This is a genomic window from Lutibacter sp. TH_r2 (assembly GCF_033101135.1).
In the GTDB taxonomy this organism is placed as follows: Bacteria; Bacteroidota; Bacteroidia; order Flavobacteriales; family Flavobacteriaceae; genus Lutibacter.
Map to the genome: position 1 here is coordinate 278,181 of NZ_JAWMPV010000004.1, position 25,004 is coordinate 303,184.

At 29.5% G+C, this 25,004-nt stretch carries 23 protein-coding genes; 15 read left to right on the forward strand and 8 right to left on the reverse strand.

The annotated features are described in order from the left end of the window. Window positions 1-23: 23 nt before the first annotated feature. Both mnmA and R3X25_RS13015 read right to left on the reverse strand, forming a co-directional pair. On the reverse strand, window positions 24-1,211 hold the full coding sequence (gene mnmA / locus R3X25_RS13010) for a tRNA 2-thiouridine(34) synthase MnmA (RefSeq protein WP_317675354.1): 1,188 nt from the start codon (window positions 1,209-1,211) through the stop codon (window positions 24-26). 119 nt (window positions 1,212-1,330) lie between these two features. Next, window positions 1,331-1,522: a cold-shock protein gene (locus R3X25_RS13015; protein ID WP_317675355.1), complete on the reverse strand. Its 192-nt coding sequence runs from the start codon at window positions 1,520-1,522 to the stop codon at window positions 1,331-1,333. Window positions 1,523-1,776: 254 nt separating this feature from the next. Between R3X25_RS13015 and R3X25_RS13020 the strand changes: the two genes are divergently transcribed. After that, on the forward strand, window positions 1,777-3,645 hold the full coding sequence (locus tag R3X25_RS13020; RefSeq protein ID WP_317675356.1) for a fasciclin domain-containing protein: 1,869 nt from the start codon (window positions 1,777-1,779) through the stop codon (window positions 3,643-3,645). Window positions 3,646-3,699: 54 nt separating this feature from the next. Here the strand turns inward: R3X25_RS13020 and R3X25_RS13025 are convergent, their stop codons facing one another. From R3X25_RS13025 to R3X25_RS13045, 5 genes are read right to left on the reverse strand one after another with little or no spacing between them, the layout of a single operon-like run. Next, a complete protein-coding gene (locus tag R3X25_RS13025; protein ID WP_317675357.1) occupies window positions 3,700-4,530 on the reverse strand; it encodes a sulfurtransferase in 831 nt (276 codons plus the stop codon). Between the two features lie 4 nt (window positions 4,531-4,534). Further along, the gene (locus R3X25_RS13030) at window positions 4,535-5,176 is read right to left on the reverse strand and encodes a carbonic anhydrase (RefSeq protein WP_317675358.1); all 642 of its coding nucleotides are present in this window, start codon (window positions 5,174-5,176) and stop codon (window positions 4,535-4,537) included. Between the two features lie 39 nt (window positions 5,177-5,215). Then, complete coding sequence (locus R3X25_RS13035) at window positions 5,216-5,887, reverse strand: toxin-antitoxin system YwqK family antitoxin (protein ID WP_317675359.1); 672 nt, start codon at window positions 5,885-5,887, stop codon at window positions 5,216-5,218. A 4-nt stretch (window positions 5,888-5,891) separates the two neighbouring features. Next, on the reverse strand, window positions 5,892-6,326 hold the full coding sequence (locus R3X25_RS13040) for a heme-binding domain-containing protein (RefSeq protein ID WP_317675360.1): 435 nt from the start codon (window positions 6,324-6,326) through the stop codon (window positions 5,892-5,894). 3 nt (window positions 6,327-6,329) lie between these two features. Next, window positions 6,330-7,316: a DUF1028 domain-containing protein gene (locus R3X25_RS13045; protein ID WP_317675361.1), complete on the reverse strand. Its 987-nt coding sequence runs from the start codon at window positions 7,314-7,316 to the stop codon at window positions 6,330-6,332. A gap of 62 nt (window positions 7,317-7,378) precedes the next feature. Between R3X25_RS13045 and R3X25_RS13050 the strand changes: the two genes are divergently transcribed. The 14 genes from R3X25_RS13050 (at window position 7,379) to R3X25_RS13115 (ending at window position 23,700) form a co-directional block, all read left to right on the forward strand. Continuing rightward, entirely contained in the window at window positions 7,379-7,504 is a 126-nt protein-coding gene (locus R3X25_RS13050) for a hypothetical protein (RefSeq protein ID WP_317675362.1), read from the forward strand. Beyond that, entirely contained in the window at window positions 7,497-8,066 is a 570-nt protein-coding gene (locus R3X25_RS13055) for an adenylosuccinate lyase (RefSeq protein WP_317675363.1), read from the forward strand. Before R3X25_RS13050 ends, R3X25_RS13055 begins: the two co-directional genes overlap by 8 nt. 58 nt (window positions 8,067-8,124) lie before the next feature. Further along, the gene (purB, locus tag R3X25_RS13060; protein ID WP_317675364.1) at window positions 8,125-9,468 is read left to right on the forward strand and encodes an adenylosuccinate lyase; all 1,344 of its coding nucleotides are present in this window, start codon (window positions 8,125-8,127) and stop codon (window positions 9,466-9,468) included. Window positions 9,469-9,479: 11 nt separating this feature from the next. Then, window positions 9,480-9,851, forward strand: coding sequence for a hypothetical protein (locus R3X25_RS13065; protein WP_317675365.1), 372 nt, complete (start codon window positions 9,480-9,482; stop codon window positions 9,849-9,851). Window positions 9,852-9,854: 3 nt separating this feature from the next. Then, window positions 9,855-10,709 carry a TerC family protein gene (locus tag R3X25_RS13070; protein ID WP_317675366.1) on the forward strand — a complete coding sequence of 285 codons (855 nt, stop codon included), beginning with the start codon at window positions 9,855-9,857 and terminating at the stop codon, window positions 10,707-10,709. Window positions 10,710-11,073: 364 nt separating this feature from the next. Continuing rightward, the gene (locus R3X25_RS13075; RefSeq protein WP_317675367.1) at window positions 11,074-12,381 is read left to right on the forward strand and encodes a TolC family protein; all 1,308 of its coding nucleotides are present in this window, start codon (window positions 11,074-11,076) and stop codon (window positions 12,379-12,381) included. Window positions 12,382-12,400: 19 nt separating this feature from the next. Next, window positions 12,401-13,468 carry an efflux RND transporter periplasmic adaptor subunit gene (locus R3X25_RS13080; protein WP_317675368.1) on the forward strand — a complete coding sequence of 356 codons (1,068 nt, stop codon included), beginning with the start codon at window positions 12,401-12,403 and terminating at the stop codon, window positions 13,466-13,468. A gap of 2 nt (window positions 13,469-13,470) precedes the next feature. Then, window positions 13,471-16,668, forward strand: a complete 3,198-nt coding sequence (locus R3X25_RS13085; protein WP_317675369.1) for an efflux RND transporter permease subunit — start codon at window positions 13,471-13,473, stop codon at window positions 16,666-16,668. Between the two features lie 145 nt (window positions 16,669-16,813). Beyond that, window positions 16,814-17,119 (forward strand): hypothetical protein, encoded by a 306-nt coding sequence (locus tag R3X25_RS13090; RefSeq protein ID WP_317675370.1) that lies wholly within the window; start codon window positions 16,814-16,816, stop codon window positions 17,117-17,119. Window positions 17,120-17,139: 20 nt separating this feature from the next. Then, complete coding sequence (locus R3X25_RS13095) at window positions 17,140-17,325, forward strand: DUF2892 domain-containing protein (RefSeq protein ID WP_317675371.1); 186 nt, start codon at window positions 17,140-17,142, stop codon at window positions 17,323-17,325. A 140-nt stretch (window positions 17,326-17,465) separates the two neighbouring features. Further along, window positions 17,466-17,672 carry a hypothetical protein gene (locus R3X25_RS13100; RefSeq protein WP_317675372.1) on the forward strand — a complete coding sequence of 69 codons (207 nt, stop codon included), beginning with the start codon at window positions 17,466-17,468 and terminating at the stop codon, window positions 17,670-17,672. A 152-nt stretch (window positions 17,673-17,824) separates the two neighbouring features. Further along, window positions 17,825-20,029: a TonB-dependent receptor gene (locus R3X25_RS13105; protein ID WP_317675373.1), complete on the forward strand. Its 2,205-nt coding sequence runs from the start codon at window positions 17,825-17,827 to the stop codon at window positions 20,027-20,029. A gap of 27 nt (window positions 20,030-20,056) precedes the next feature. After that, window positions 20,057-22,357, forward strand: coding sequence for a TonB-dependent receptor (locus R3X25_RS13110; protein ID WP_317675374.1), 2,301 nt, complete (start codon window positions 20,057-20,059; stop codon window positions 22,355-22,357). 104 nt (window positions 22,358-22,461) lie between these two features. Continuing rightward, window positions 22,462-23,700 carry a uracil-xanthine permease family protein gene (locus R3X25_RS13115; protein WP_317675375.1) on the forward strand — a complete coding sequence of 413 codons (1,239 nt, stop codon included), beginning with the start codon at window positions 22,462-22,464 and terminating at the stop codon, window positions 23,698-23,700. 57 nt (window positions 23,701-23,757) lie between these two features. Here R3X25_RS13115 and R3X25_RS13120 read toward each other — a convergent pair whose 3' ends face one another. After that, window positions 23,758-24,930, reverse strand: coding sequence for a DUF6786 family protein (locus R3X25_RS13120; protein ID WP_317675376.1), 1,173 nt, complete (start codon window positions 24,928-24,930; stop codon window positions 23,758-23,760). Window positions 24,931-25,004: the final 74 nt, after the last annotated feature.

Sequence of the window (25,004 nt, forward strand, 5' to 3'; positions counted from 1 at the left end):
TATTTTTCTAAAATACATTTTTTTTATGAAATTACTCCTGAACCAAGTAATTCATTATCAATATACCATGCTACAAACTGACCTTCAGTAATAGCTGATTGTGGGTTTTCAAATTCAACATACAAGCCAGTTTCGACTTTATAAATGGTAGCTTTTTCTAATTTTTGACGATATCTAATTCTGGCATCAACCTGCATAGATTCACCATTTATAAGTGTTAAATCTGTTCTAATCCAATGGGTTTCATTATTTTTCACAAACAACACGTTTCTATACAAACCTTTATGAGATTTTCCTTCACCTGTATATATTACATTTTCATTTACATCGGTATCAATTACAAATAGAGGTTCTATGGTTCCACCAACTGCCAATCCTTTACGTTGTCCTTTTGTAAAATAATGAGCACCTTCGTGCTTTCCTACAATTTTTCCATCAGCAATTGTATATTTTAATTTTGATGAAAAAAATGCCAATTCTTCTTCTTTGGAATTAAATTTTGGAATTTCTCTATTATATAGTTCTGAATTATTTGGAATTTGAACAATAGCTCCTTCTTTTGGTTGTAGTTTTTGTTGTAAAAATTCAGGTAATCTAACTTTACCTATAAAACATAAACCTTGAGAATCTTTTTTATCTGCTGTGATTAAATCTTGCTCTGCAGCTATTTTTCTAACTTCGGGTTTTGTAAGTTCCCCTATTGGAAATAATGCTTTGGATAATTGTTGTTGCGATAATTGACATAAAAAATAAGATTGATCTTTATTTCTATCAAGTCCTCCTAATAGTTTATAAATTTTTTCTCCTTTTATTTCTTCTTCTCCTTTTCTACAGTAATGACCTGTTGCTACATAGTCTGCACCTAAATCCAATGCAATTTTCATAAACACATCAAACTTAATTTCTCTGTTACAAAGTACATCAGGATTTGGAGTTCTTCCCTTTTCATATTCATTAAACATATAATCTACTATACGCTCTTTATAGTCTTCGCTTAAATCAACAACCTGAAATGGAATACCTAATTTATCGGCTACAATCATAGCATCATTACTATCCTCTAACCATGGACATTCATTTGAGATAGTAACAGAATCATCGTGCCAATTTTTCATAAAAAGCCCAATAACCTCATACCCTTGTTCTTTTAGTAAATATGCAGCTACACTGCTATCTACACCTCCAGAAAGACCAACAATAACTCGTTTCATTTTTTTTTAATTAATATGCAAATTTAAGCATAACTATTAATAATTAACTGTTAGAAACCATAAAAAAAGCCTATCATAAAAATGATAGGCTCTAGTTCTAAATGATAAATTTTATATGCTTATATAACTTTTACATTTGCTGCCATCAAACCTTTTCTACCTTCTTCTAAATCAAATTCAACTTCATCACCTTCTCTAATCTCATCAACTAATCCAGAAATGTGTACAAAATACTCTTTGTTCGAACCTTCCTCTTTAATAAAACCAAATCCTTTGCTTTCATTGAAGAATTTTACTGTTCCTTTACTCATTATTATTATTTAAAAAATTTATATTACTGCAAATATACCTAATTATAATTTCTTTACGAATTTTTTTTAGCTTTTTTTAATAATTAACCTAAACTTTACATTTACCCCTTAACAACCTTATTTTCAACGCTTTTTAACGACTCTAAAAAAATTATTTTGATTGTTTTTTTTTACCTTGTTTAATAATTTTAACATATTATTAAACAGTTTTGTTTAATTATTATTATATTTGCCTAAACAATAAAACACTTATTATGAAAAAACTACTAACAATTTTACCAATTATTACTATAGCTTTTATGGCTATTACTTTTACATCATGTGATGATGATGATGACAATGAAATTATGGAGCCAACTACAAACTCTATTGTAGATTTTGTAACTGAAAATTCAGATAACTATGGAATGTTATTAGATGCATTAATTAAAGCTGATGGAGATTTAGCAACTGTTTTAGGTGGAGATGGACCATTTACAGTGTTTGCGCCAAATGACACTGCTTTTGGAACTTTTTTAAGTGCCAATGGGTTTAATTCTGTTGATGAAGTTCCTACAGATGTACTTTCTCAAATTTTATTAAACCATGTTGTAAGTGGTTCAGTTCAGTCTTCTTCATTAAGTACGGGTTACATTAATTCACTTTCTACTGCTACCCCAAATGGTGAAAACATGAATATGTATATTGACACTTCAAACGGAGTTAGAATTAATGGAGTTTCTAGCGTTACTGGAGCTGATAATATAGTAGATAATGGAGTTATCCATTTAGTTGATGCTGTAATTGGACTACCGACTGTTGTAACTTTTGCTACTGCTGATTCTACTTTTTCAACATTAGTAGCTGCTTTAACAAGAGGTGATCAACCAGATTTTGTAAGTACATTATCAACTGCTAATGGAACAGACCCTGCTCCTTTTACAGTATTTGCACCTACAAATACAGCTTTTGGAGATTTACTTACTGAATTAGGCGTTTCAGAATTAGATGATATTGATACTGCTACTTTAACAGCAACTTTAAACCACCATGTTGTTGCTGGTGCTAATGTTATGTCTTCTGCTTTAATGGATAATATGATAGTAACTACGTTAGGTGGTGATATTACAGCAAACGTTTCTGGTGGAGCAACTCTTACAGACGCTAATGGAAGAATGAGTAATATTGTTGCTGTTGATGTTCAAACTGCCAATGGAATTATTCATGTTATTGACAAAGTAATACTTCCTGAATTACCTACTAATACTATAGTAGATTTTGTATCTGAAAATTCTGACAACTATGGAATGTTATTAGAAGCTTTAGGAAAAGCTGATGGAGATTTAGCAACTGTATTAGATGGAGATGGACCATTTACAGTGTTTGCGCCAAATGACACTGCTTTTGGAACTTTTTTAAGTGCCAATGGGTTTAATTCTATTGATGAAGTTCCTACAGATGTTCTTTCTCAAATTTTATTAAATCACGTTGTTAGTGGTTCGGTAGAATCAACAGGTTTAAGTACAGGTTACATAAGTACACTGTCTACAGCAACTCCAAATGGAGAAAATATGAATATGTTTGTTGATATTTCTAATGGAGTAACGTTAAATGGAGTTTCAACAGTAACTACCCCAGATAATATTGTTGATAATGGAGTTATTCATTTAGTTGATGCTGTAATTGGACTACCAACAGTTGTAACTTTTGCTACTGCTGATTCTACTTTTTCAACTTTAGTAGCTGCTTTAACAAGAGATGATCAACCAGATTTTGTAAGTACATTATCAACTGCTAATGGAACAGACCCTGCTCCTTTTACAGTATTTGCACCTACAAATACAGCTTTTGGAGATTTACTTACTGAATTAAATGTAGAAGGATTAGATGATATTGATACTGCAACTTTAACAGCTACTTTAAACCACCATGTTGTTGCTGGTGCTAATGTTATGGATTCTGCTTTAATGGATAATATGACTATAACTACGTTAGGTGGAGATATTACAGCTAATGTTACAGGTGGAGCAACATTAACTGACGCAAATGGAAGAGTTAGTGCTATTACCGCAACTAATGTGCAAAGTTCTAATGGAATTATTCATGTTATTGACAAAGTAATACTTCCTTCTTTAGATCAATAAAAAATTAATTATAAGTTTAGAGAAAAAGCTGCTTCATATTTGGAGCAGTTTTTTTTATTTATCAACTGGAAATTTATTTCCTAATCCCCATTCAACCCAAGATCCATCATATAAAGATTTAGGTGTTTCACTAATTAATTCTGAAGCTAACAAAATAATACAAGCTGTAACACCAGAACCACAACTAAATATTAAAGGTTTATTAGATTGTAAAACTTCATTAAATATTTTTTTTAATTCCTCTTTAGGTTTCATAAACCCATTTTCTAAAACAGTTCTAAATGGTATATTTTTAGCATTTGGTATATGCCCACTTTGCATATTTTTTCTTGGTTCAGGAAGTTCTCCCAAAAATCTACCAGAAGATCTAGCATCTACTACATCACATGCTTTTGAAGTTATATTTTTTAGCATAAAGGAAGCGTTATATACATAATTACTATGATAAACAGCTTTAAAGTTTCCTTTTGTAAAAGCTTCCTGTTTATATTTTTCTGAAGGAAATTTTAAATGCTTCCATGCCGATAATCCACCATCTAAAACTGAAACATTGTTGTGTCCCATAGTTTTAAACATCCACCAAACTCTAGGACTCATATAAATACCTAGATTATCATAAACTACAATAATACTTTTGTTATTTATTCCAAGTTTTTGGCATTCTTTGGTGAATTTTGCTTCAGAAGGAAACATATTTGGAACTTCATTTTCAGTATCTACAAATATATTTTCAGTATCAAAAATTCTTGCTCCTTTAATTTTAATTGAAGTAAATTCAGGAATTAAATTCGATTTATTTGAAGCTGGACTGCAATCTAAAATTATTAAATCAGGATTATTAAATTGATCAAATAACCATTGACATGAAACTAAAGGTGTATGCATTCTATTAATTTTCTGAAGTTGTATCTAAATGATAAATCTGCATAATATCTTTCAATATTTTATCAAAGTCAATTTTTAAATCTATCAATTTTCCGGTACCTAAATCAAAAACCCAACCGTGAACTTTAATTCTTTTTTCTAATAATGCTTTTTGAACATCTGGCGTTTTAATTAGGTTAACACATTGTTCTTGCACATTTAATTCTATAAGTCTTCTATATTTTTGGTCTTCATTTTTAATGGCATCTAATTCTATATGATGTAATCTATACACATCTCTAATATTACGTAACCACGGATTTAAAATTCCTAAATCTTCAGATTGCATAGCGGCTTTTACACCTCCGCAATAATAATGACCGCAAACTACAGCGTGTTTTACTTTTAAATGAGAAACAGCATAATTAATTACAGACATTACATTTAAATCTGTATTTGGTACCATGTTTCCAATATTTCTATGAATAAAAACATCTCCAGGTTCTACACCCATCATAGCTCCAACTTTAACCCTACTATCAGAACAACCAATAAATAATATCTCGGGTTCTTGCTTTTCAGCTAATTTTTTAAAATATTTTTTATCAACAGCTAATTTAGCTGAAACCCATTCAGTATTCTTTTCAAAAACTTTAGAAAAACTCATTTTTTTTTTAAATTTAATTATAAAAAATATACTTTTAATTTACTGACGCATTTTATCTTTTTTTGCAGGTTCACCATCTATATAAAAATTCCAATCATCTAACTTTTCATCATTTTCATAAGTCCCTTCATATATTACAACCCCTTTTTCATTATAATATTTAGCAAAACCATGTAAAACACCATCTACATAATTTACATCATCTAAAATAGTTCCTTTTTTTGTATAGTGTTTTATATTTCCGTTTAATTTACCATTTTTATAATTTAAAATTTCAGTTACCTGATTATTTGGATAAAACGTTTTTGATTCTCCTTCCAATACTCCATTTTTATAATGTTCAAAAGACAACAATGTTTTTCCATCTAATTGATAATATGTCCATTTTCCAACACGTAATTTATTATCTAATTGCCCTTCACTTTTTAAAATTCCTTCTTCCGTAAAAAACTGAACTTTAGCTAAATTACTATTATTCTCGAAAGTTTTTATTGCAATAGGATGCTCTGATGTTTTAACACTATAATATTTAAAAACTCCTGTTTCTTTTCCATTTTGAAATTGACCAACATATCTAATTCTTTTGTTTGGGTAGTATTTTTTCCAAACACCAATACGCTCTCCTTTTTCATTCACTTGATTTATTTTTTCTTGTGATGAAACCGATATTCCAACAAAAAATAGAATAAAAGCAATTAAATTAATTTTCATAGTTTTATTTTTTTAAAGTTTTTACCCAATCCAAAAACACAATGTACTGTTCATTCGTCATTTTAGCATCTTCATGAAGTAATAAATAACTTCCTAACGGCATTTTATGAGACTCCATTACTTCTTCCAAATCACTAATAATATGTTCTTTTTGATGCTTATTGTATGCCATCCATTCAGAAAAATTTAAGTGTTCTTTTCCGTCATTTACGTGAAGTGCTAAATACCAAGAAACTGGTGCAATTTCACTATACCAAGGATATTTTGTAGTGTTTGAGTGACAATCGGCGCAAGATGTTTTTATAATTTCTTGAACCTCATTTGGAATTTTAAATTCGTTTGAAATATCATTTTTTAAATCTTCCAGATTATTTTTTTCGGGTCTTATAAACTGTATTAAAACCAATAAAACTAGTATGCTTACTAAAACTTTTTTCATAAATTAATCACTTATTAATTCGTTTAATTCTTTTTCTGAAATAATTAATAATCCTGGTTTTACCAACCTAGGTGTTAAGGTTTTCCATTTTTCATTTTTCAAAAACAATTTTTTCAGAATTTGTTTAGCTTCTGTTAATTCACCATTATTGGCAAGTGTAATGGCATACCAGAATTTCATTTCTAAATTATCTGGATTTAATTCTTGCGCATGCATATAATGTTGTTTTGCTAATTTGTTATTTCCTGTTTCAACAGCCAAATCACCTTTATTCATATACTCATAAGCTTTATGGATAGTTAGCAATCGTTCCATTTCTTCAATAGGGTTTTGGTGATCTTCAATACGTAAATCTACCACTTTATCTTGCCAACTATTTCCGGTACTTTTAGCTTTTACCACTAACATTGCTGCAGATTGTTTACCTCGTATATCTCCACCTTCATTTTGAGCCGCTTTCAATGCCGCTAACATTCTTTCTGCTAATGTACCTTTGGTAGTTTCAAAAGCTTTAGCCATTACTGGCCAAACAGTGTTTTTTTCCATTAAATTAGCTTGTACTGAAAAATTATTCCCAACAATATGCCCTGCAGGCTGAATACAATTTGCACCTGTAAAAGCTTCTACATTTCCGTTTACATCTAAAATTGCTAGTTGCCTAACTTCTCTTCCTTCATCTAATTCTAAAAGCGTATTCACAGCCATTTTTGGTGATAGTCCATTTTCCAATAAACTTAAACCTCTTGGTCCAAATGAAGGGTTAATAAACGATTGTGTTGCTACAACTCCAACACCTGCTTTTCCCCAAGTAACTAAACTCCCTACTGAAAACCAATGAGACTGCACTGCAACACCCATTTCACCAGTTACTGTATCTCTAGCTACAATTGAATATGTATGTGCAAAAGGTTCCTTTTTTGAATATACTTGTTGAGAAAACCCATTTAAACAAAACAAAAATATAGCTATTGCTACACTAAAATATCTCATAATTTGTATTTTTAAGCCTTAAAGATAAATATTCTTTTTTTACATCTAAACTTTTATTTACTATGGAACTTTCTAATTTTTGGTATTATACACTAGTTATTGTAGTTGTACTTCATGTAATACTTGCATTTGGGTATTTAATGTATAAACTATCACCTAAAAAGAAAAATAAAAAAGATAATGAGTAAAGAATTTTTAATTAATGAATTAGAAAACCTCGGAACTGCTTTACGTATAAACCGCGATAGAGTTAGTAATTTAGTACTAGAAAACCCAAATTTACTACCTTATTTAATAGAACTTATTTTTGAAGTTAACAATAAACTCTCAATAAAAGCTGCATGGGTTTTAGAACTTGTTTGTGAAAAACATATTGATTGGTTAGCGCCTTATTTAGATTTATTCACCTCAAATATTGGCAAAACTTATTTTGAAAGTGCTGTTAGACCAATTTCAAAAATTTGCAATTTTTTAGCAATTGCATACAATAGTAAAACAACTAATTTAATTAAAAAAAAATTAACAAATACCCATATTGAAGCCATTATTGAAACTGGTTTTGATTGGATGATTAGTCAACATAAAGTTGCTGTAAAAGCTTATACAATGAATACACTTTACTTATTTGGAAAAAATTCAGATTGGGTACACAAAGAATTAAAACTTATAATTCAACAAAATATACTTAATGAAAGCGCAGCATATAAAGCTAGAGGAAAGATGACTTTAGCACTGATAAACAAAAAATAATATCATTTTTTTAGCTTTATTTCATTAATTTTGTGTTTTTAAAAAACAAACACAACAAATGACCTTAACAAGTTTAAATGCAATTTCTCCAGTAGACGGAAGATATAGAAGTAAAGTTGAAAGTTTAGCGGCTTTTTTTTCGGAAGAAGCGCTAATCAAATACAGAGTAAAAGTAGAAATAGAATACTTTATTGCTTTATGTGAAATTCCCTTACCTCAATTAGCTAACTTCGATACTTCTTTATTTGAATCATTAAGAAATATTTACAACAATTTTTCTTCAAAAGATGCTCAAAAAATTAAGGATATTGAAAGTATAACAAACCATGACGTTAAGGCTGTTGAATATTTTATTAAAGAAAAATTTGACACATTAAATTTAGAACCTTATAAAGAATTTATTCACTTTGGTTTAACTTCTCAAGACATTAATAACACAGCTACACCATTATCATTAAATGATGCTTTTGATGTTGTTTATTATCCTGAATTAGCAACTTTATTAGAAAAATTAAGACAGCTAGCAGTATCTTGGGCTGATATTCCAATGTTGGCTCGTACACATGGTCAACCTGCTTCTCCTACTCGTTTAGGAAAAGAATTATTTGTTTTTATAGAGCGTATTGAACAACAAATAAAACAACTACAAAATATACCTTATGCTGCTAAATTTGGTGGAGCAACAGGTAATTTTAATGCTCATAAAGTTGCTTATCCAGATATAGATTGGAAAGCTTTTGGAACTAACTTTGTTGAAAAAGTTTTGGGGTTACACCACTCTTTTCCAACTACACAAATTGAACATTACGATCATATTGCGGGAATTTTTGATGCACAAAAACGAATAAATACTATTTTAATTGACTTAAACCGAGATATTTGGACTTATATATCTATGGATTATTTCAAACAAAAAATTAAAAAAGGTGAAGTTGGTTCTTCAGCAATGCCACATAAAGTAAATCCTATTGATTTTGAAAACTCCGAAGGAAATTTAGGTCTTGCAAATGCAATTTTTGAACATTTATCAGCTAAATTACCTATATCTCGTTTACAACGTGATTTAACAGATTCTACAGTATTAAGAAATGTTGGTGTGCCATTTGCGCACACAATTATTGCATTTACTTCTACGTTAAAAGGATTGAATAAATTATTAATTAATGAAGCTAAATTTGCTGAAGATTTAGAAAATCATTGGGCAGTTGTTGCTGAAGCAATTCAAACTATTTTACGTAGAGAGGCTTATCCAAATCCTTATGAAGCATTAAAAGGTTTAACAAGAACTAATGAAAAAATTACTCAAAAATCAATGGCTGATTTTATTGACACTTTAGAAGTTTCAAACGAAATTAAAGCCGAATTAAAAGCAATTACTCCAAGTAACTACACTGGAATTTAAAATAATATATAATGAAAAAAATTGTTCTAATTATTGCTGTATTTACACTTATTTTAAGTTGTAAAAACGAACCTTTGGATGCTGATAGATTTAAATCTGGAACTTTTGAAATTCCTGAAGGTAAAGGATATGAAAAAACTATTATAATTAGACAAGATTCAATACAAATTGAAAAATACGTTGACAGAATAGACACTTTATCCATTTCATGGAAAAACAATTTTAATTACACATTAAAAATGATCAATCCAAAAACTGCAATTGATGAAGATCCTATTCATGTTAAAATTACCAATTTAGAAAAAAACTCATACGAGTTTGAAGCTGTAATTGGTTTTTCTAACTATGTTCAAAAAGGAGAAATAATTAAAACTTCAAAATAAATTATGGAAATTTTTTTACAAGCCTCTACGTGGATAGCTTTATTAACATTAATTTTTTTAGAAATTGTTTTAGGTATAGATAATATTGTTTTTATATCAATAGTTTCGAACAAATTAGAAGAAAAAGACAGGCCAAAAGCAAGAACTATAGGTCTTTTATTAGCTATGGTTTTTAGAATTGCTTTACTATTTGGAATTTCATGGGTGTTAAAATTACAAACAGTTATTTTTAGTATAGATACAAGTTGGCTTCAAGCTGGGGTAACTGGACAAAGTTTAATAATTATTGCTGGAGGTATTTTTCTATTGTATAAAAGTGTTGCCGAAATTCACCACAAATTAGAAGGTGAAGAAGATAACGCTAAAGCAAAAGCAAGTAAAACTGTAGCAAATGCAATTTTACAAATTGTAGTTTTAGATTTAGTTTTTTCGTTTGATAGTATTTTAACCGCAATTGGATTGGTAAGCTTTGACGCTGCACCTGCTGGCTTTGGTTATTTTGGTGGAATGACTATAATTATTATTGCAATTATAGTATCAATTATTATAATGCTCGTGTTTGCTGGACCAGTAAGTAAATTTGTGAATGAACACCCAACTATACAAATATTAGGACTATCATTTTTACTATTAATAGGTGTAATGTTATTAGCCGAAGGTTCACATTTAGCACATTTTGAATTCTTTGGAAATGCGGTTCATAGTATACCTAAAGGCTATTTATATTTTGCTATTTTCTTCTCATTATTTGTTGAATTTATCAATTTAAAAATGAAAAAAGGCAAAAAACCAGTACAATTACGCAATTCAACAATTGTTGATGAAAAACTCAAAGACACTAATATATTAGATAAATAATAAAATTTAGACTATTCTATTTTATTGTTAAAAAGAGGCGGTATAAAAGTCTAGGAATTTGTTATATTAAACTTGTTTAAATATCTCATCATACAAATAGTCAATTGTTATGAGAGCCTAAAACAAGTCCTTATTCACAAAAATTCAGCTTTTTTATACTGCCTCTTTTTAATATAATTTTTTCTAAAACCTAATATAAATTCCTAGAACTGATATAAATCATGTTAATTCAATGCATGTATTTATAATTTTAATAATTAATATTTTTTACACTATGTTAATAAAGTTACATAAGTCTGTATATATGATTACATAGTAAACACTACACCTCATCTATTTTTGTCACAAATTAAAAAAGCTAACTATGCAAAGAATTTATTTAGTATTTGTTACATTATTTTTACCTATAGCATTTTCATTTGCTCAAAACAATACTTCAATTACTTTAAATGAAGTTATACAAAAAGTGAATGAACAGAACTATACCGTAAAAATTTCGGAACAAGATTTTAACGCTGCCAAAGCAGAATTTAATCAAACTAATTCCATTTTATTACCATCAATTTCAGTTTCACATTCTGGTATTTCAACCAACAATCCTTTAATGGCTTTTGGTTCAAAATTAAATCAAGAAATACTAACTGCTAACGACTTTAATCCTGATCTACTAAACGATCCAGATAACATTGAAAACTTTACTACAAAAATTGAAGTTGTTCAACCATTAATTAATGTTGATGGAATTTTTATGCGTAAAGCTGCCAAAGCAAAAATGAATGCAATGGAGTTGCAAACAAATCGTACTAAAAAAGCAATGGAATTAGAAGTTACCAAAGCATATATGCAATTGCAATTGGCTTATAAAGCTGTTGAAGTATTAGAAAAAGCACAAGAAGCTGCTTTAGAAAACAAAAAAATAGCCGATAAAAACTTTGAACTAGGTTATATGCAAAAATCTGATGTATTATCTGTTGAAGTTTATGTAACTGAAGTTAAAAACCAATTACTAAATGCAAAAAGTAATGTTCAAAATGCTTCAGACTATATTCAATTTTTAATGGGCGAAACTTCAACAAATATTTTAAAACCTTCTGAAGATTTAAACCCAAATTTAGATTTAAATATTTACAACAACCAAATATCTACTTCAAGAGCAGATATTGAAGCTTTAGAAAATAGTGCCGATGCGTATAAAAATATGCATCAAGCCACAAAAATGACTTACTTACCAAGATTAAATGCTTTTGGAAGTTATGAGTTGTACGATGACAAAGCTTTTAGTGGTGACGCAAATGGTTATATAGTTGGCGCGCAACTTTCTTGGAATTTGTTTGACGGTTTTAAACGCATAGGTAAAACCCAAAAATCAAAAGCCGATTTTGAAAAAGCACAATTAAACTTACAACAATATAAAAATCAAAGTCAATTACAATTTAACCAAGCTAAAAGACAATTAAAAGATGCTGAAAACACCTTAAATTTAACAAATTTAGCTGTTGAACAATCTAAAGAAGCGTTAAGAATTAGAACCAACAGATTTAAACAAGGATTAGAAAAATCTTCAGATTTATTAATTTCTGAAACCCAATATTTACAAAAACAATTAACCTATTTACAAACTGTATTCAACTACAACTTTACAAAAGCAACTGTTGAATTTCTAACAAAATAAGACACTAACACAAAAAGATATGAAAGCAATTAGTAAACTATTAATAATTTCAATACTAATTTTCACAGTAAGTTGTGGAAAAGAAAAAACTGAAACTCAAGATAACAGACCAACTGTAACAGTTAAAGTAAGTTCTCCTTCAGCTTTAGATGGAAACTTTTTAAATGCAAGTGGTAAAGTTGAAGCAGTACAAAATGCCAATTTAAGTACAAGAATGATGGGTTTTGTAAACAACATACCTGTTAAAGTTGGTGATAAAGTTAGAAAAGGACAGTTATTGATAAGCATTAACAGTGCAGATATAAACGCTCAAAAAGCACAAGTTAATGCTTCAATAACAGAAGCTACTGCAGCATACACAAATGCCGAAAAAGATTACAACCGTTTTAAGGCTTTATTTAATGATGCAAGTGCTTCGCAAAAAGAAATGGATGATATGACTGCCAATTACCAAATGGCAAAAGCACGTTTAGAAGCTGCTAATCAAATGAAAAACCAAGTAAACGCACAATTATCTTACTCAAACATTACAGCACCTTTTAGCGGAGTTGTAACAGGAAAATTTATAAATAAAGGTGATATGGCAAACCCAGGAATGCCTTTAATTAGTGTAGAAGCTCCTGGAAAATATCAAGTAGTTGCTATGGTTCCAGAATCTGAAATTACACAAATTAAAAGCGGAACTAACGTAAATGTAACTATAAAATCTACTGGTAAAGTTGTAAAAGGAAAAGTTACAGAAGTAAGCACATCTGCAAAAAATACTGGCGGACAATATTTAGTAAAAGTTGTTTTAGACAAAACCGACGTTAAATTATTATCGGGTATGTTTACATCGGTTCAATTTCCTGTTGCTAAAGCTGTATCAAACAGCACTTTAATTCCTACTTCAGCGTTGGTAAAAAGAGGTGAACTAATTGGTGTTTACGTAGTAAGCAGCAGTAATACAGCTTTATTGAGATGGTTACGATTAGGAAAAACATTTGGAGATAAAATAGAAGTACTTTCAGGATTAAATGCTGATGAACAATTTATTCTTTCTTCAGAAGAAAAATTAATAAACGGTGCTAAACTAAACATTCAATAATTATGAAAGAAGGATTAGCAGGAAGTATAGCTAAAGTATTCATCAATTCTAAACTTACCATTTTATTAATGATAATGTTTATGGTAATTGGTGTAGGAAGCTCATTTTTAATTCCACGTGAAGAAGAACCTCAAATTGATGTTCCAATTGCTGATATTTTTGTGAGTTATCCTGGGGCAAGTCCACAGGAAGTGGAATCTAGAGTAATTAAACCATTAGAAAAAATTGTTTCAAACATTAAAGGTATAGAATACGTGTATTCAACTTCAATGAATGAACAAGCAATGCTAATTGTACAATTTTATGTTGGTGAAGATATTGAACGTTCGTTTGTAAAGTTATACAACGAAATTATGAAACATATGGATCAAATGCCGCAAGGTGTTTCTATTCCATTGGTAAAAACACGTGCAATTGATGATGTTCCAATGCTGGCTTTAACATTGTGGAGTGAAAATTACGACGATTATCAATTAAAGCAAATAGCAAGCGAGTTAACAAGCGAAATTGAAAAAATAAACGATGTTGCTATTACCAAACAAATTGGTGGAAGAAATAGTCAAGTTAGAGTTGTTTTAGACAAAGATAAAATGGCCGAAAGTGGTGTTGATTTGTTAAGTATTACTCAAAAAGTACAAGCAAACAATCAGCAATTAACTTCAGGAAGTTTTGATAATAATAACACCGAATATTTAGTAAATACAGGTAATTTTTTACAAACTGTTGAAGATGTAGAAAATTTAGTAGTTGGTGTACAACAAAATCAGCCTGTATATTTAAAACAAATTGCTTCGGTTGTAGAAGGTCCAGAAATTCCAAAAGAATACGTGTCATTTGGTTATGGAAAAGCTAACGTAGCTTCAAATACTTACAATTCTGAATATCCAGCAGTAACTATTTCAATAGGAAAAAGAAAAGGTGCTGATGCAATGAAAATTTCAGAAAAAATATTGGCTAAAGTAGAACACTTACGTCAAGATTTAGTTCCTGATGATGTACATATTACTACTACAAGAAACTACGGTGAAACAGCATCTCATAAAGTATCAGAATTATTAATGCACTTAATTGGTTCTATTTTAGCGGTAACCGTTGTAGTTATGTTAGCAATGGGCTGGCGTGGTGGATTGGTAGTGTTTTTATCGGTACCAATTACGTTTGCTATGACCTTGTTTAGCTACTATATGCTAGATTACACATTGAACAGAATCACATTATTTGCTTTAGTATTTGTAACCGGAATTGTGGTGGATGACTCCATTATTATTGCCGAAAATATGCACAGGCATTTTAAAATGAAACGCTTACCGTTTAAACAAGCTGCCTTGTATGCAATTAATGAGGTTGGAAACCCAACTATTTTAGCAACATTTACTGTAATTGCATCGGTATTACCAATGGCGTTTGTATCTGGTTTAATGGGACCTTATATGAGTCCAATGCCAATTGGAGCTTCTATTGCAATGCTAATTTCATTGTTTGTAGCTTTAACAATTACACCTTATTTAGGGTACTATATTTTACGTGAAAAAGAAACTCAAGAAGATAAAGAAACTCAAGGTTTAGAGACTTCAAAAATTTACAAACTTTACAATAAATTTGAGAAACCATTAATTGAAAATAAAAAGAAACGTTGGGCATTTTTAGGCTTTACTTCTATTTTATTATTAGCTTCAATGGCATTATTTTATACAAAAGGTGTAGCTGTAAAAATGTTACCTTTTGATAATAAAAATGAATTTCAGGTTGTAATTGATATGCCTGAAGGAAGTACTTTAGAAAATACTTCGGCAGTAGCTGGTGAAATTGCAAATTATTTATCTCAAAGACCTGAAGTGGACAATTACCAAACGTTTGTTGGAACCTCTGCTCCTATTACATTTAATGGTTTAGTTAGACATTACGATTTACGTGGAGGCTCTAATATGGCCGATATTCAAGTAAATTTAGTTGATAAGTCAAAACGTTCAGAACAAAGCCACGATGTTGCTAGAAAATTACGTGCCGATATTCAAACTATTGGAAAAAAATTCAATGCCAATGTAAAATTAGTTGAAGTTCCGCCAGGACCTCCAGTACTTTCAACTATTGTTGCTGAAGTTTACGGTCCAGATTATGAAACTCAAATGGATATTGCTAAACAACTACGCGGTATTATTGAAACCACACCTGATGTTGTAGATGTAGATGATATGGTTGAAGCAAACCAAACAGAATATAACTTTGTTATTGATAAAGAAAAAGCAATGTTAAATGGTGTAGCACCTCAACAAATTGTGCAAACATTGAATATGGCATTGTCTGAAAATCCAATTTCAAAATTATATAAAGAAACTGCAAATGAGCAAGTTGGTGTTGTGTTGGCTTTAGACGAAAAAGAAAAATCTTCAATAAGCGATATTAAGCAACTAAAAGTAATATCACAAATGGGTATTGCTGTACCTGTTGGAGATTTAATAAAAGTTGAAGAAAAAACAAGAGCCAAAGCTATTTATAGAAAAAACCAAAAACGTGTGGTTTACGTATTGGCAGATATGGCTGGAGAATTAGAAAGCCCTGTGTATGGAATTTTGAATATGAGCGATCGATTAAATGAAATTAAAGTACCTGCTGGTTATACTTTAAACGAAGAATTTAACCAACAACCAACACACGAAGATGATTATACCGTAAAATGGGACGGTGAATGGCAAATTACTTTTGAAGTATTTAGAGATTTAGGTGCTGCATTTGCAGTAGCAATATTTGTTATTTACTTATTAATTGTAGGTTGGTTCCAAAACTTTAAAGCGCCATTAGTTATGTTGGTTGCAATTCCACTTTCTTTAGTTGGTATTATTTTAGGTCACTGGATTATGGGAGCGTTCTTTACAGCAACTTCTATGATTGGTATGATTGCACTTGCAGGAATTATGGTACGTAACTCTGTATTATTAATTGACTTTATTGAATTGCGTTTAGATGAAGGTATTCCAATTAAACAAGCGGCTATTGAAGCTGGAGCTGTTAGAACCACTCCTATTCTGCTAACTGCTGGAACCGTTGTTATTGGAGCATTTGTAATTCTATTTGACCCTATTTTTCAAGGTTTAGCAATCTCTTTAATGGGAGGAACTATAACAGCAACAGTATTAACATTATTGGTTGTGCCTTTAGTGTATTATATGACAGAAAAACATAAATACAAAGACAGAGAGTAATAAATTTTAATTCGTCATTACAAAGGAGCTAGAGCGACTGAAGTAATCTGCTTATTGAAAAATAGATTGCTTCAACTTTTACTAAAATTTCGCAATGACGAATTTTAAAAAAAACATCACTTAAAAAACCTAAAAACTAAATACAATGAAACTTATACTAGTCACAAGCATATTAGAATTTGAAAAAGAAATTTGTCAGCTTTTTAAAAAATCTGAAATTGAAGTCTACAGCTCAAATGATGTTCAAGGTCATAAATTTTATTCAGCTACAAATATTCAAGATAATTGGTTTTCAGCACAAAGAGACACCTATAATTCAAAATTATATTTCTCATTTGCGCTAGAAGAAAAAATAGATACTATGCTACATTACATTGAAGAGTTTAATAAAGAAAAAACAACTACAAACCCAATTAAAGCTGTTGTAGTAGATATTGAAAAATACATATAATTAACTAAAAAACTAAAAAAATGAAATCAAGATTAATGAACATAATTCCGGGTGCTTTTATACTAATTAGTTTAGTATTAGCATTAAAAATTAATATGAATTGGCTATGGTTTACAGCATTTGTAGGTGCAAACTTATTTCAACGTGGTTTTACAAAATGGTGTTTACTAGAAATTATACTAGGAAAACTTGGAGTTAAAGATTAATTATTTAGATTTGCTCAAAATTTTCGAATATTAAAAACATTAGCAAACATATAATCTCGTATGTATTAGTTATTGCTGTACTGCTTCCTTTTGCGGTACAGTTAGCTCATGATATTGAACACCATCATGAGCATGCTTGTTTGCTATCTGATTTACATATTGGCAATCATGAGCATGATTGTGATGTATTTCATTTTAAAGTAGATCAAAATGCTATTGATTTTCCTTCTGAAGTTCATTTAATAGAAAAAACTTCATTAAACGATAAAATTATATCTTCTGAAGCACAAATAGCTTCATTTCAATTTACACACAAATCTTCAAGAGCTCCGCCTACATTATTGTAATAAATAAAAGCAATTTAAAATCGCTTGCCTTTTTGAACAAAAAATCATGGAAAAATCTTTTCATTATAATGTAAAAACTATATTATATAGAGATATTTCTTCTGTTCTAAAAATGGATAAGCCATTAATATTTATACAATAATAAATTTTGAATGAAAAAAATATTAGTAATCCTATTTATAGGATTAAACCTTTATAGTTATGGTCAAAACAAAATAACAGGTACTATAACTGACATAAATAATGAGCCTTTAACAGGAGTTGAAGTTTATGTTGAAAAATTTAAAAAAGGAACTGCTACTGATGAAAATGGATATTTTGAACTCTCAAACATTCCAAACTCAACATTAAAAGTAACAGCACATTATATGGGCTATAAAACACAGGTTAAAACTGTGAATTTTACAAAGCCTGAAATTGAACTAAACTTTGTATTAAAAGAATTTTCGTATCAAATAGATGAAATTGTAATTTCTACTCCATTTAACAAATTACAATCTGAAAACGCCATAAAAGTTGTGTCAATAAAATTAAATGAAATTGAAAACAGTGGTTCTACAACATTAACCGAAGCTATTTCAAGTATTCCAGGTGTAGATATGATTGCCAAAGGAACTGGTGTTGCAAAACCAGTAATTAGAGGTTTATCTGCTACCAATGTTTTAATGTTAAATAATGGTGTTAAAATGGAAAATTTTCAATTTTCAGAAAACCACCCATTTATAGTTGATGAATTTGGTGTTGATCATATTGAAGTTATTAAAGGTCCTGCATCCTTATTATATGGTTCTGATGCCGTTGGTGGTGTTATTAATATAATTAAGGAGAAACCAGCTTTAGATGGAAAAATTACGGGCGATTTTAACACAAAATACCATACAAATACCGATGGTTTTTCTTTAAATGCTGGCGTAAAAGGAAATTCTAACCAAGTAAACTGGGGAATTAGAACTGGGTATAAAAATCATGCAGATTATGAAGATGGAAATGGTGATTATATTCCTAACACACGTTTTCAAGAAAAATCTTTAAAAGCAAATATTGGTTTGAGAAAATCGTTTGGGGTTTTTAATATGTATTACGATTTTAATCGTCCGCAATTAGGTATGAGTGTTGGAAATGTTAAAAATTTTGAAAAAGGTAGAGGTATAGATTTCTGGTATCAAGATTTAACAAGTCATTTAATTTCATCAAGAAATACGCTTTTTTTAAGTGATTATAAGGTAGATGTAAACCTAGCATATCAATTAAACAACAGAAAGTTACAAACTGATGAAAATACACCTGCTTTTGAAATGGTTGATATGGATTTAAACACATTCTCTTACGAAGTTAAAACTCATTTTCCTTCAACAGAGAAAACAGAATATGTTTTTGGTTTACAAGGTTCAAGTCAAACAAATAGAAACCACGAAGCGCCAAATCATGTAATACCTGATGCCGATGTAAACGATATCTCGGTATTTGGATTGTTACAACATACGTTTCTTGAAAAGTTAAAAACTCAAGTTGGTTTAAGATACGATTACCGTTCAATTTCATCGGAAGAAGAAACCAATAAAGAAGCAATTGATAATGATTATGGAAACATTAGCGGTTCTCTAGGTGCAACATATCCAATTAACGATAACTTTTTATTGCGCGCTAATTTAGCTTCAGCATATAGAACTCCAAATATTGCAGAATTAACGCAAAATGGATATCACGGAACTAGATTTGAAGTTGGAAACCCTGATTTGGATACGCAACGAAGTTATGAAGCTGATTTGAGTTTCCATTATCATACAAAACAATTAATGATAGATGTATCAGGTTTTTACAACCGTATAAACGACTATATTTATATTGCTCCTACCAGTGAAAGTTTAGATAATGGAGATACTGTTTACCAATATTCTCAAACTGATTCTAAATTGTATGGTGGAGAATTTATTGTTAACTATACGCCTATTGAATGGTTAAATATTAACACAACATATTCGTATTTAATAGGAAAAGAAGATAGCGGCAATTATTTACCCTACATTCCGCAAAATAAAGTGCGTTTTGATGTAAAACTTCAGAAAGAAAAAATAGGGAAATTATACAATTCGTATTTTAAAATTGGAGGTTTATTAGCTGAAGATCAAAATAATCCTTCAATTTATGAAACTGAAACAGATGGCTACTTCCTTTTAAATGCAGGTATTGGTACTCAACTTAAAATTGGAGATGAAATGATTAATGTTTCCATTCAAGCAAATAACTTATTAAATGAAACCTATATAGATCATTTATCTACTCTAAAAGATTTAAACTATAATAATATTGGAAGAAATATTGTGGCAACAATAAAAATTCCATTTACCATTAAATAGAACTAAAAAAATTAAACAAACTACAACATGAAAAAAATAATTTTTATCCTTTTTTTAGGATTTACAACTATTATAAACAGTCAATCGCTGTCTGGTATTGTTACTGATGCTAACAACAATCTATTAGCTGATGTTGAAATTTATATTGAAGATTTACAAATAGGAACTTCAACAGAACAAGATGGAAGTTATGAATTAAATAACTTACCATCAACACCTATTGAAATTACTGTAGCTTATTTAGGTTATAAAACAATTCAAAAAACAATTACTTTAACAAATACAAAAACAGTTTTAAACTTTTTAATGGAAGAGTCTGTTTTTAAAATGGACGAAGTAATTATAGCAACACCATTCAACAAATTACAAAGTCAAAATGTAATGAAGGTTGAAAAAGTTACATTACAACAAATTCAAAACCAAGGTGCTGTAACATTAAGTGATGGTGTAAATACCATTCCTGGTGTTGAAACAGTTTCAACCGGAGTTGGAATTGGAAAACCTGTAATTAGAGGTTTACGAGGAAACAGAGTTTTAGTTTACAATGCAGGAATAAGATTAGAAAACCAACAATGGGGAGATGAACATGGTTTAGGCGTTGATGAATCTAGTATTGAAAGTTTAGAAGTAATTAAAGGTCCTGCTTCCTTACTATATGGTTCTGATGCTTTGGGAGGTGTTTTGTATTTTAACCCAACAAAATTTGCAAAAACTGATGCTTTAGATGTGAATGCTGGTCATACTTTTTATTCAAATACTGAAGGAAGAAAAACACAATTCGGATTTAAAAAAACATTTAATTCATTTAAATTTTTAGCAAATGGTTCTAGAAGTGAACATAGTGATTACAAAACTGGAGATGATTACAGAGTGAGTAATACTAGATTTAATGAAACTAATTTTAATTCAGCAATTGGATATAACAATAAGTTTATATCAAGTATAGTACGTTTTTCATACAATCACAGTAAAATTGGTATTCCAGAAGAAATTGGAGAGCAAACTACCGAAAAACATTTAGAAATACCTTATCAAGATTTAACAACAAAAATAGTAAGTTTTGACAATACTATATTTTTAGGAAAGTCTAAAATTACTGCAATTGGTGGTTATACAGTTAATACTCGAAAAGAATTTGAAGAACACGACCATGATGAGCATGAAGAAGGAGAAGAACATGAAGATGAAGATCACGATGAAGATGAAGAACATGACGAGCATGATGAACATGAAGAAGCTTTAGATCCTTCAATTCTTTTAAAACTAAAAACATATAATTATGATGTAAAATGGCATTTACCAAAATCTGAAAAATTTGAAGCTATTGTTGGCGTTCAAGGAATGCACCAAACAAACAAAAATAATGGCGAAGAAATTTTAATACCAGATGCTAAAATTAATGATATTGGTGTAATGGCAACTGCTATTTACACAAGTGGAATACATAGTTTACAAGGTGGTGTGCGCTTTGATTATAGAAATTTAGATACCAAACAACATATTATTGCGCACGAAGACGAAGAACATATTTTTAATGCTATAGACAAAAGCTTTGAAAATATTTCAGCTTCATTAGGCTATAAAACAACATTATTTAACACTATTGAAACTAGATTAAACATAGCTTCTGGATTTAAAGCTCCTAACCTATCTGAATTAACTTCAAATGGAGTTCATCACGGAACAAATCGTTTTGAATTAGGAAATAATGATTTAGACAGCGAACGCAATTATCAAAGTGATTTAGCTTTAGAATATAAAACAGATCATGTTGAAATTTCAGTAAATGGTTTCTACAATTTTATATCAGATTATATTTTTATCAATCCAACTGGTGAAGTTGAAGATGGTTATAATGTATACTCATATGTACAAGACGATGCAAAATTGTATGGAGGTGAATTTGGATTGCATATACATCCTCACCCACTAGATTGGCTACATTTATACAGTAACTTTGAAATGGTTATTGGAAAACAAGATAACGGTGAGTATTTACCTTTAATCCCTGCTAATAAACTAACAAATACTTTAAGAGCTGAATTTAATTCAATGGGGAATTTTAAGAATAGTTTTATTTCTTTAACGTATGAAAACACTTTTGAACAAGACAATGTTGGCTTATTTGAAACAGCTTCAAAAAGTTACAACTTATTAAATTTAGGAATTGGAAGTTCTATTTCATTAAATAAAATTGATTTAGATTTTAATTTTAATATGAATAACGCTTTAGATAAAGCCTATATTTCTCATTTATCTCGTTTAAAATCAGACGGTATACAAAACATTGGAAGAAACTTTATTGCAAGCGTACATGTAAAATTCTAAATAGAATTATTATAAATTACAGTTTTTAAAGCAATCTAAAAGTAAAATTTTAGGTTGCTTTATTTTTATAATTAATTTAGCGTAATTTTTAAACAAACACCCAAATGAAATCAACTGAAAACAAAACTCTTATAAAGAGTTTTACTAACCCTTATAAAAGGACACTAGTAGGAATCCAGTTTCTATTTGTTGCCTTTGGAGCAACTGTTCTAGTTCCTTTATTAATTGATATTGATCCTGCTGTAGCATTATTTACCGCTGGTGTAGGTACACTTATTTTCCACATTATAACTAAAGGAAAAGTCCCTGTATTTTTGGGAAGTAGTTTTGCATTTATAGCTCCAATTGTAGCTGCCACAAAACTTTATGGTTATCCCGGAACTCTTGGTGGACTAATTGCTGTTGGACTAGTTTATGGAATTGTTTCAGCAATAATAAAACTTTGGGGATTAAAAGTTATTGAAAAAATATTTCCATCCATAGTTGTTGGACCAGTAATTATGATTATTGGTTTGTCTTTAGCTTCAGTAGGAGTTGATATGGCAAAAAGTAATTGGCCAATTGCTTTAACTGTACTTGCTACAGCAATAGTAATTGTAGTTTTCTCTAAAGGTTTAATTAAGTTAATTCCAATTTTTATAGCTATTGCTGTTGGATATATTATTTCAATAATAATTGGTTTGGTTGATTTTTCATCTGTAAATGAAGCTGCTTGGTTTGCTTTACCAGATTTTACAACTCCAGAATTTAATTGGGCAGCTATAATTTATATGATTCCTGTTGCAGTTGCTCCAATTATTGAACATATTGGAGACATGTATGCCATTGGTGGTGTAGCAGAAAAAGAATTTGTAAAAGATCCTGGTTTACATAGAACTTTATTAGGAGATGGTGTTGCAACTGCATTCGCTGGATTTTTAGGAGGACCACCAAACACAACATATTCTGAAGTTACTGGTGCTGTTGCTCTAACAAAAATTGTAGACCCTAGAGTTTTACGTATTGCGGCTGTTACTGCAATTGTATTTTCTTTAGTTGGAAAAATTAGCGCCCTATTAAAAACTATCCCTTCAGCTGTTTTAGGTGGAATTATGCTATTACTTTTTGGAATGATTGCTAGTATTGGTATTAAAACATTAGTAGATGCAAAAACAGATTTTTCTAAAACTCGTAACCAAGTAATTGTATCAATTATTTTAACAATTGGAATTGGTGGAGCGCAAATTAGTTATGGAAATTTTTCTTTAGCTGGAATTGGATTAGCTTCTATAGTTGGTGTAATTTTAAACTTAATTTTACCAAACAAATCAACTCCTATAAAAGGAAGTCATATTGAAGAATAAAATTACCTTATAAATAATAAAAAAGACCTTTTAAAAAATTTTAAAAGGTCTTTTTTGTTAAATCTTTATTTCATCAATGTTTACACCAAAAACTTTAATTGAAATATCATTTAAATATTCTAAAGCTCCTTCAAAATGATAAATAGTTTGATTATGATACATTATCTGGTTAGGCTTTAACTCTTTTGCCGAAGAAGAAAATTCAAGTTCATAAAAAGGCCAGTTTCTATCTAATTCTTCATTTACTTCACCATTAAAAATATTTATTACATCACCTTTGTATGGGTTAGATTGAAATTTTTCAGAATTAACATACATTTCTTCATTTTCAAAATTAAACTTAACTACAGTGAGTAGGTTTAGTTCAGGGGAATAGCTGCCATACATATCCATGCAATTTTCAGGTAAAATACCTATTTTATTCATATATAAAGCATCAGCTTTGTAGAAAACTACATTGTTTTGAATTTTAATTCTATCCTTTTCTAAAGGCGTAAAATAATTAGTTACAGTTTTTAAATTGTTTCTAGTTGGAATAATAACTACAGTATTTGGTGAAGTATTTTGACAACCTAAATCCCAAATTGAAAGTAACCCTTGTTCTTTACTCCATTGTGTTTTACCAATATTTTGAATCCAAGTTTCAGCACTAAAAGCAACAGATTTTATATATTCATTTAAATTTATGTCTAATTCTTTTTTTATTTTTTCAGTAGATTTAATTGTGATTTTTCGTTTTGCTTTTAAATCAAAAACATAAGAATTCGAATTTCTAATTTTTAAGTTACTACCATAAGTAATAGATTCATCATCTTTTTCAATTAATTCAAATAATACCGAATTCAGATCGGGAGAAATAATAATATTTTCATCCGTTTGTGGAGAATTTAGTTCAAAAAACACAGAAAACTTTCCAAATTGAGGTCCAAACCACATTCTACTTTCCCCACCTAAACCAGCTAAATTGTTATTTGAATTACCTTGTTTAATTAACGCTTTATTGAAATATCCATAACTCTTCCCTTTTAAACCATTTGATGAACTTGTAAACACTCTCCCTTGGTAAGCACCTGAAACAGCTATCATAGCTTCATTATTTTTCAGAATAATTAAGTCTTCAATATTTTGAAGTATTTCTAAATCTTTTTCAAATGTGTTTTTTTGCTTTGAATTTTCTTTACAACTCATAAGTAAAATTGCTATTAAAAATATAATTTGAACTTTATTCATTTTTTTCTACTAATTTAAAAATAAAAAGGTGTACAAATTTGTACACCTTTTTATTTTTATGATTTTTATTCTAT

Excerpts from the sequence above, each read along its gene's own strand:
- mnmA (WP_317675354.1), bottom strand. The coding sequence starts at position 1,211 with ATGAAACGAGTTATTGTTGGTCTTTCTGGAGGTGTAGATAGCAGTGTA.
- R3X25_RS13015 (WP_317675355.1), bottom strand. The coding sequence starts at position 1,522 with ATGAGTAAAGGAACAGTAAAATTCTTCAATGAAAGCAAAGGATTTGGT.
- R3X25_RS13020 (WP_317675356.1), top strand. The coding sequence starts at position 1,777 with ATGAAAAAACTACTAACAATTTTACCAATTATTACTATAGCTTTTATG.
- R3X25_RS13025 (WP_317675357.1), bottom strand. The coding sequence starts at position 4,530 with ATGCATACACCTTTAGTTTCATGTCAATGGTTATTTGATCAATTTAAT.
- R3X25_RS13030 (WP_317675358.1), bottom strand. The coding sequence starts at position 5,176 with ATGAGTTTTTCTAAAGTTTTTGAAAAGAATACTGAATGGGTTTCAGCT.
- R3X25_RS13035 (WP_317675359.1), bottom strand. The coding sequence starts at position 5,887 with ATGAAAATTAATTTAATTGCTTTTATTCTATTTTTTGTTGGAATATCG.
- R3X25_RS13040 (WP_317675360.1), bottom strand. The coding sequence starts at position 6,326 with ATGAAAAAAGTTTTAGTAAGCATACTAGTTTTATTGGTTTTAATACAG.
- R3X25_RS13045 (WP_317675361.1), bottom strand. The coding sequence starts at position 7,316 with ATGAGATATTTTAGTGTAGCAATAGCTATATTTTTGTTTTGTTTAAAT.
- R3X25_RS13050 (WP_317675362.1), top strand. The coding sequence starts at position 7,379 with ATGGAACTTTCTAATTTTTGGTATTATACACTAGTTATTGTAGTTGTA.
- R3X25_RS13055 (WP_317675363.1), top strand. The coding sequence starts at position 7,497 with ATGAGTAAAGAATTTTTAATTAATGAATTAGAAAACCTCGGAACTGCT.
- purB (WP_317675364.1), top strand. The coding sequence starts at position 8,125 with ATGACCTTAACAAGTTTAAATGCAATTTCTCCAGTAGACGGAAGATAT.
- R3X25_RS13065 (WP_317675365.1), top strand. The coding sequence starts at position 9,480 with ATGAAAAAAATTGTTCTAATTATTGCTGTATTTACACTTATTTTAAGT.
- R3X25_RS13070 (WP_317675366.1), top strand. The coding sequence starts at position 9,855 with ATGGAAATTTTTTTACAAGCCTCTACGTGGATAGCTTTATTAACATTA.
- R3X25_RS13075 (WP_317675367.1), top strand. The coding sequence starts at position 11,074 with ATGCAAAGAATTTATTTAGTATTTGTTACATTATTTTTACCTATAGCA.
- R3X25_RS13080 (WP_317675368.1), top strand. The coding sequence starts at position 12,401 with ATGAAAGCAATTAGTAAACTATTAATAATTTCAATACTAATTTTCACA.
- R3X25_RS13085 (WP_317675369.1), top strand. The coding sequence starts at position 13,471 with ATGAAAGAAGGATTAGCAGGAAGTATAGCTAAAGTATTCATCAATTCT.
- R3X25_RS13090 (WP_317675370.1), top strand. The coding sequence starts at position 16,814 with ATGAAACTTATACTAGTCACAAGCATATTAGAATTTGAAAAAGAAATT.
- R3X25_RS13095 (WP_317675371.1), top strand. The coding sequence starts at position 17,140 with ATGAAATCAAGATTAATGAACATAATTCCGGGTGCTTTTATACTAATT.
- R3X25_RS13105 (WP_317675373.1), top strand. The coding sequence starts at position 17,825 with ATGAAAAAAATATTAGTAATCCTATTTATAGGATTAAACCTTTATAGT.
- R3X25_RS13110 (WP_317675374.1), top strand. The coding sequence starts at position 20,057 with ATGAAAAAAATAATTTTTATCCTTTTTTTAGGATTTACAACTATTATA.
- R3X25_RS13115 (WP_317675375.1), top strand. The coding sequence starts at position 22,462 with ATGAAATCAACTGAAAACAAAACTCTTATAAAGAGTTTTACTAACCCT.
- R3X25_RS13120 (WP_317675376.1), bottom strand. The coding sequence starts at position 24,930 with ATGAATAAAGTTCAAATTATATTTTTAATAGCAATTTTACTTATGAGT.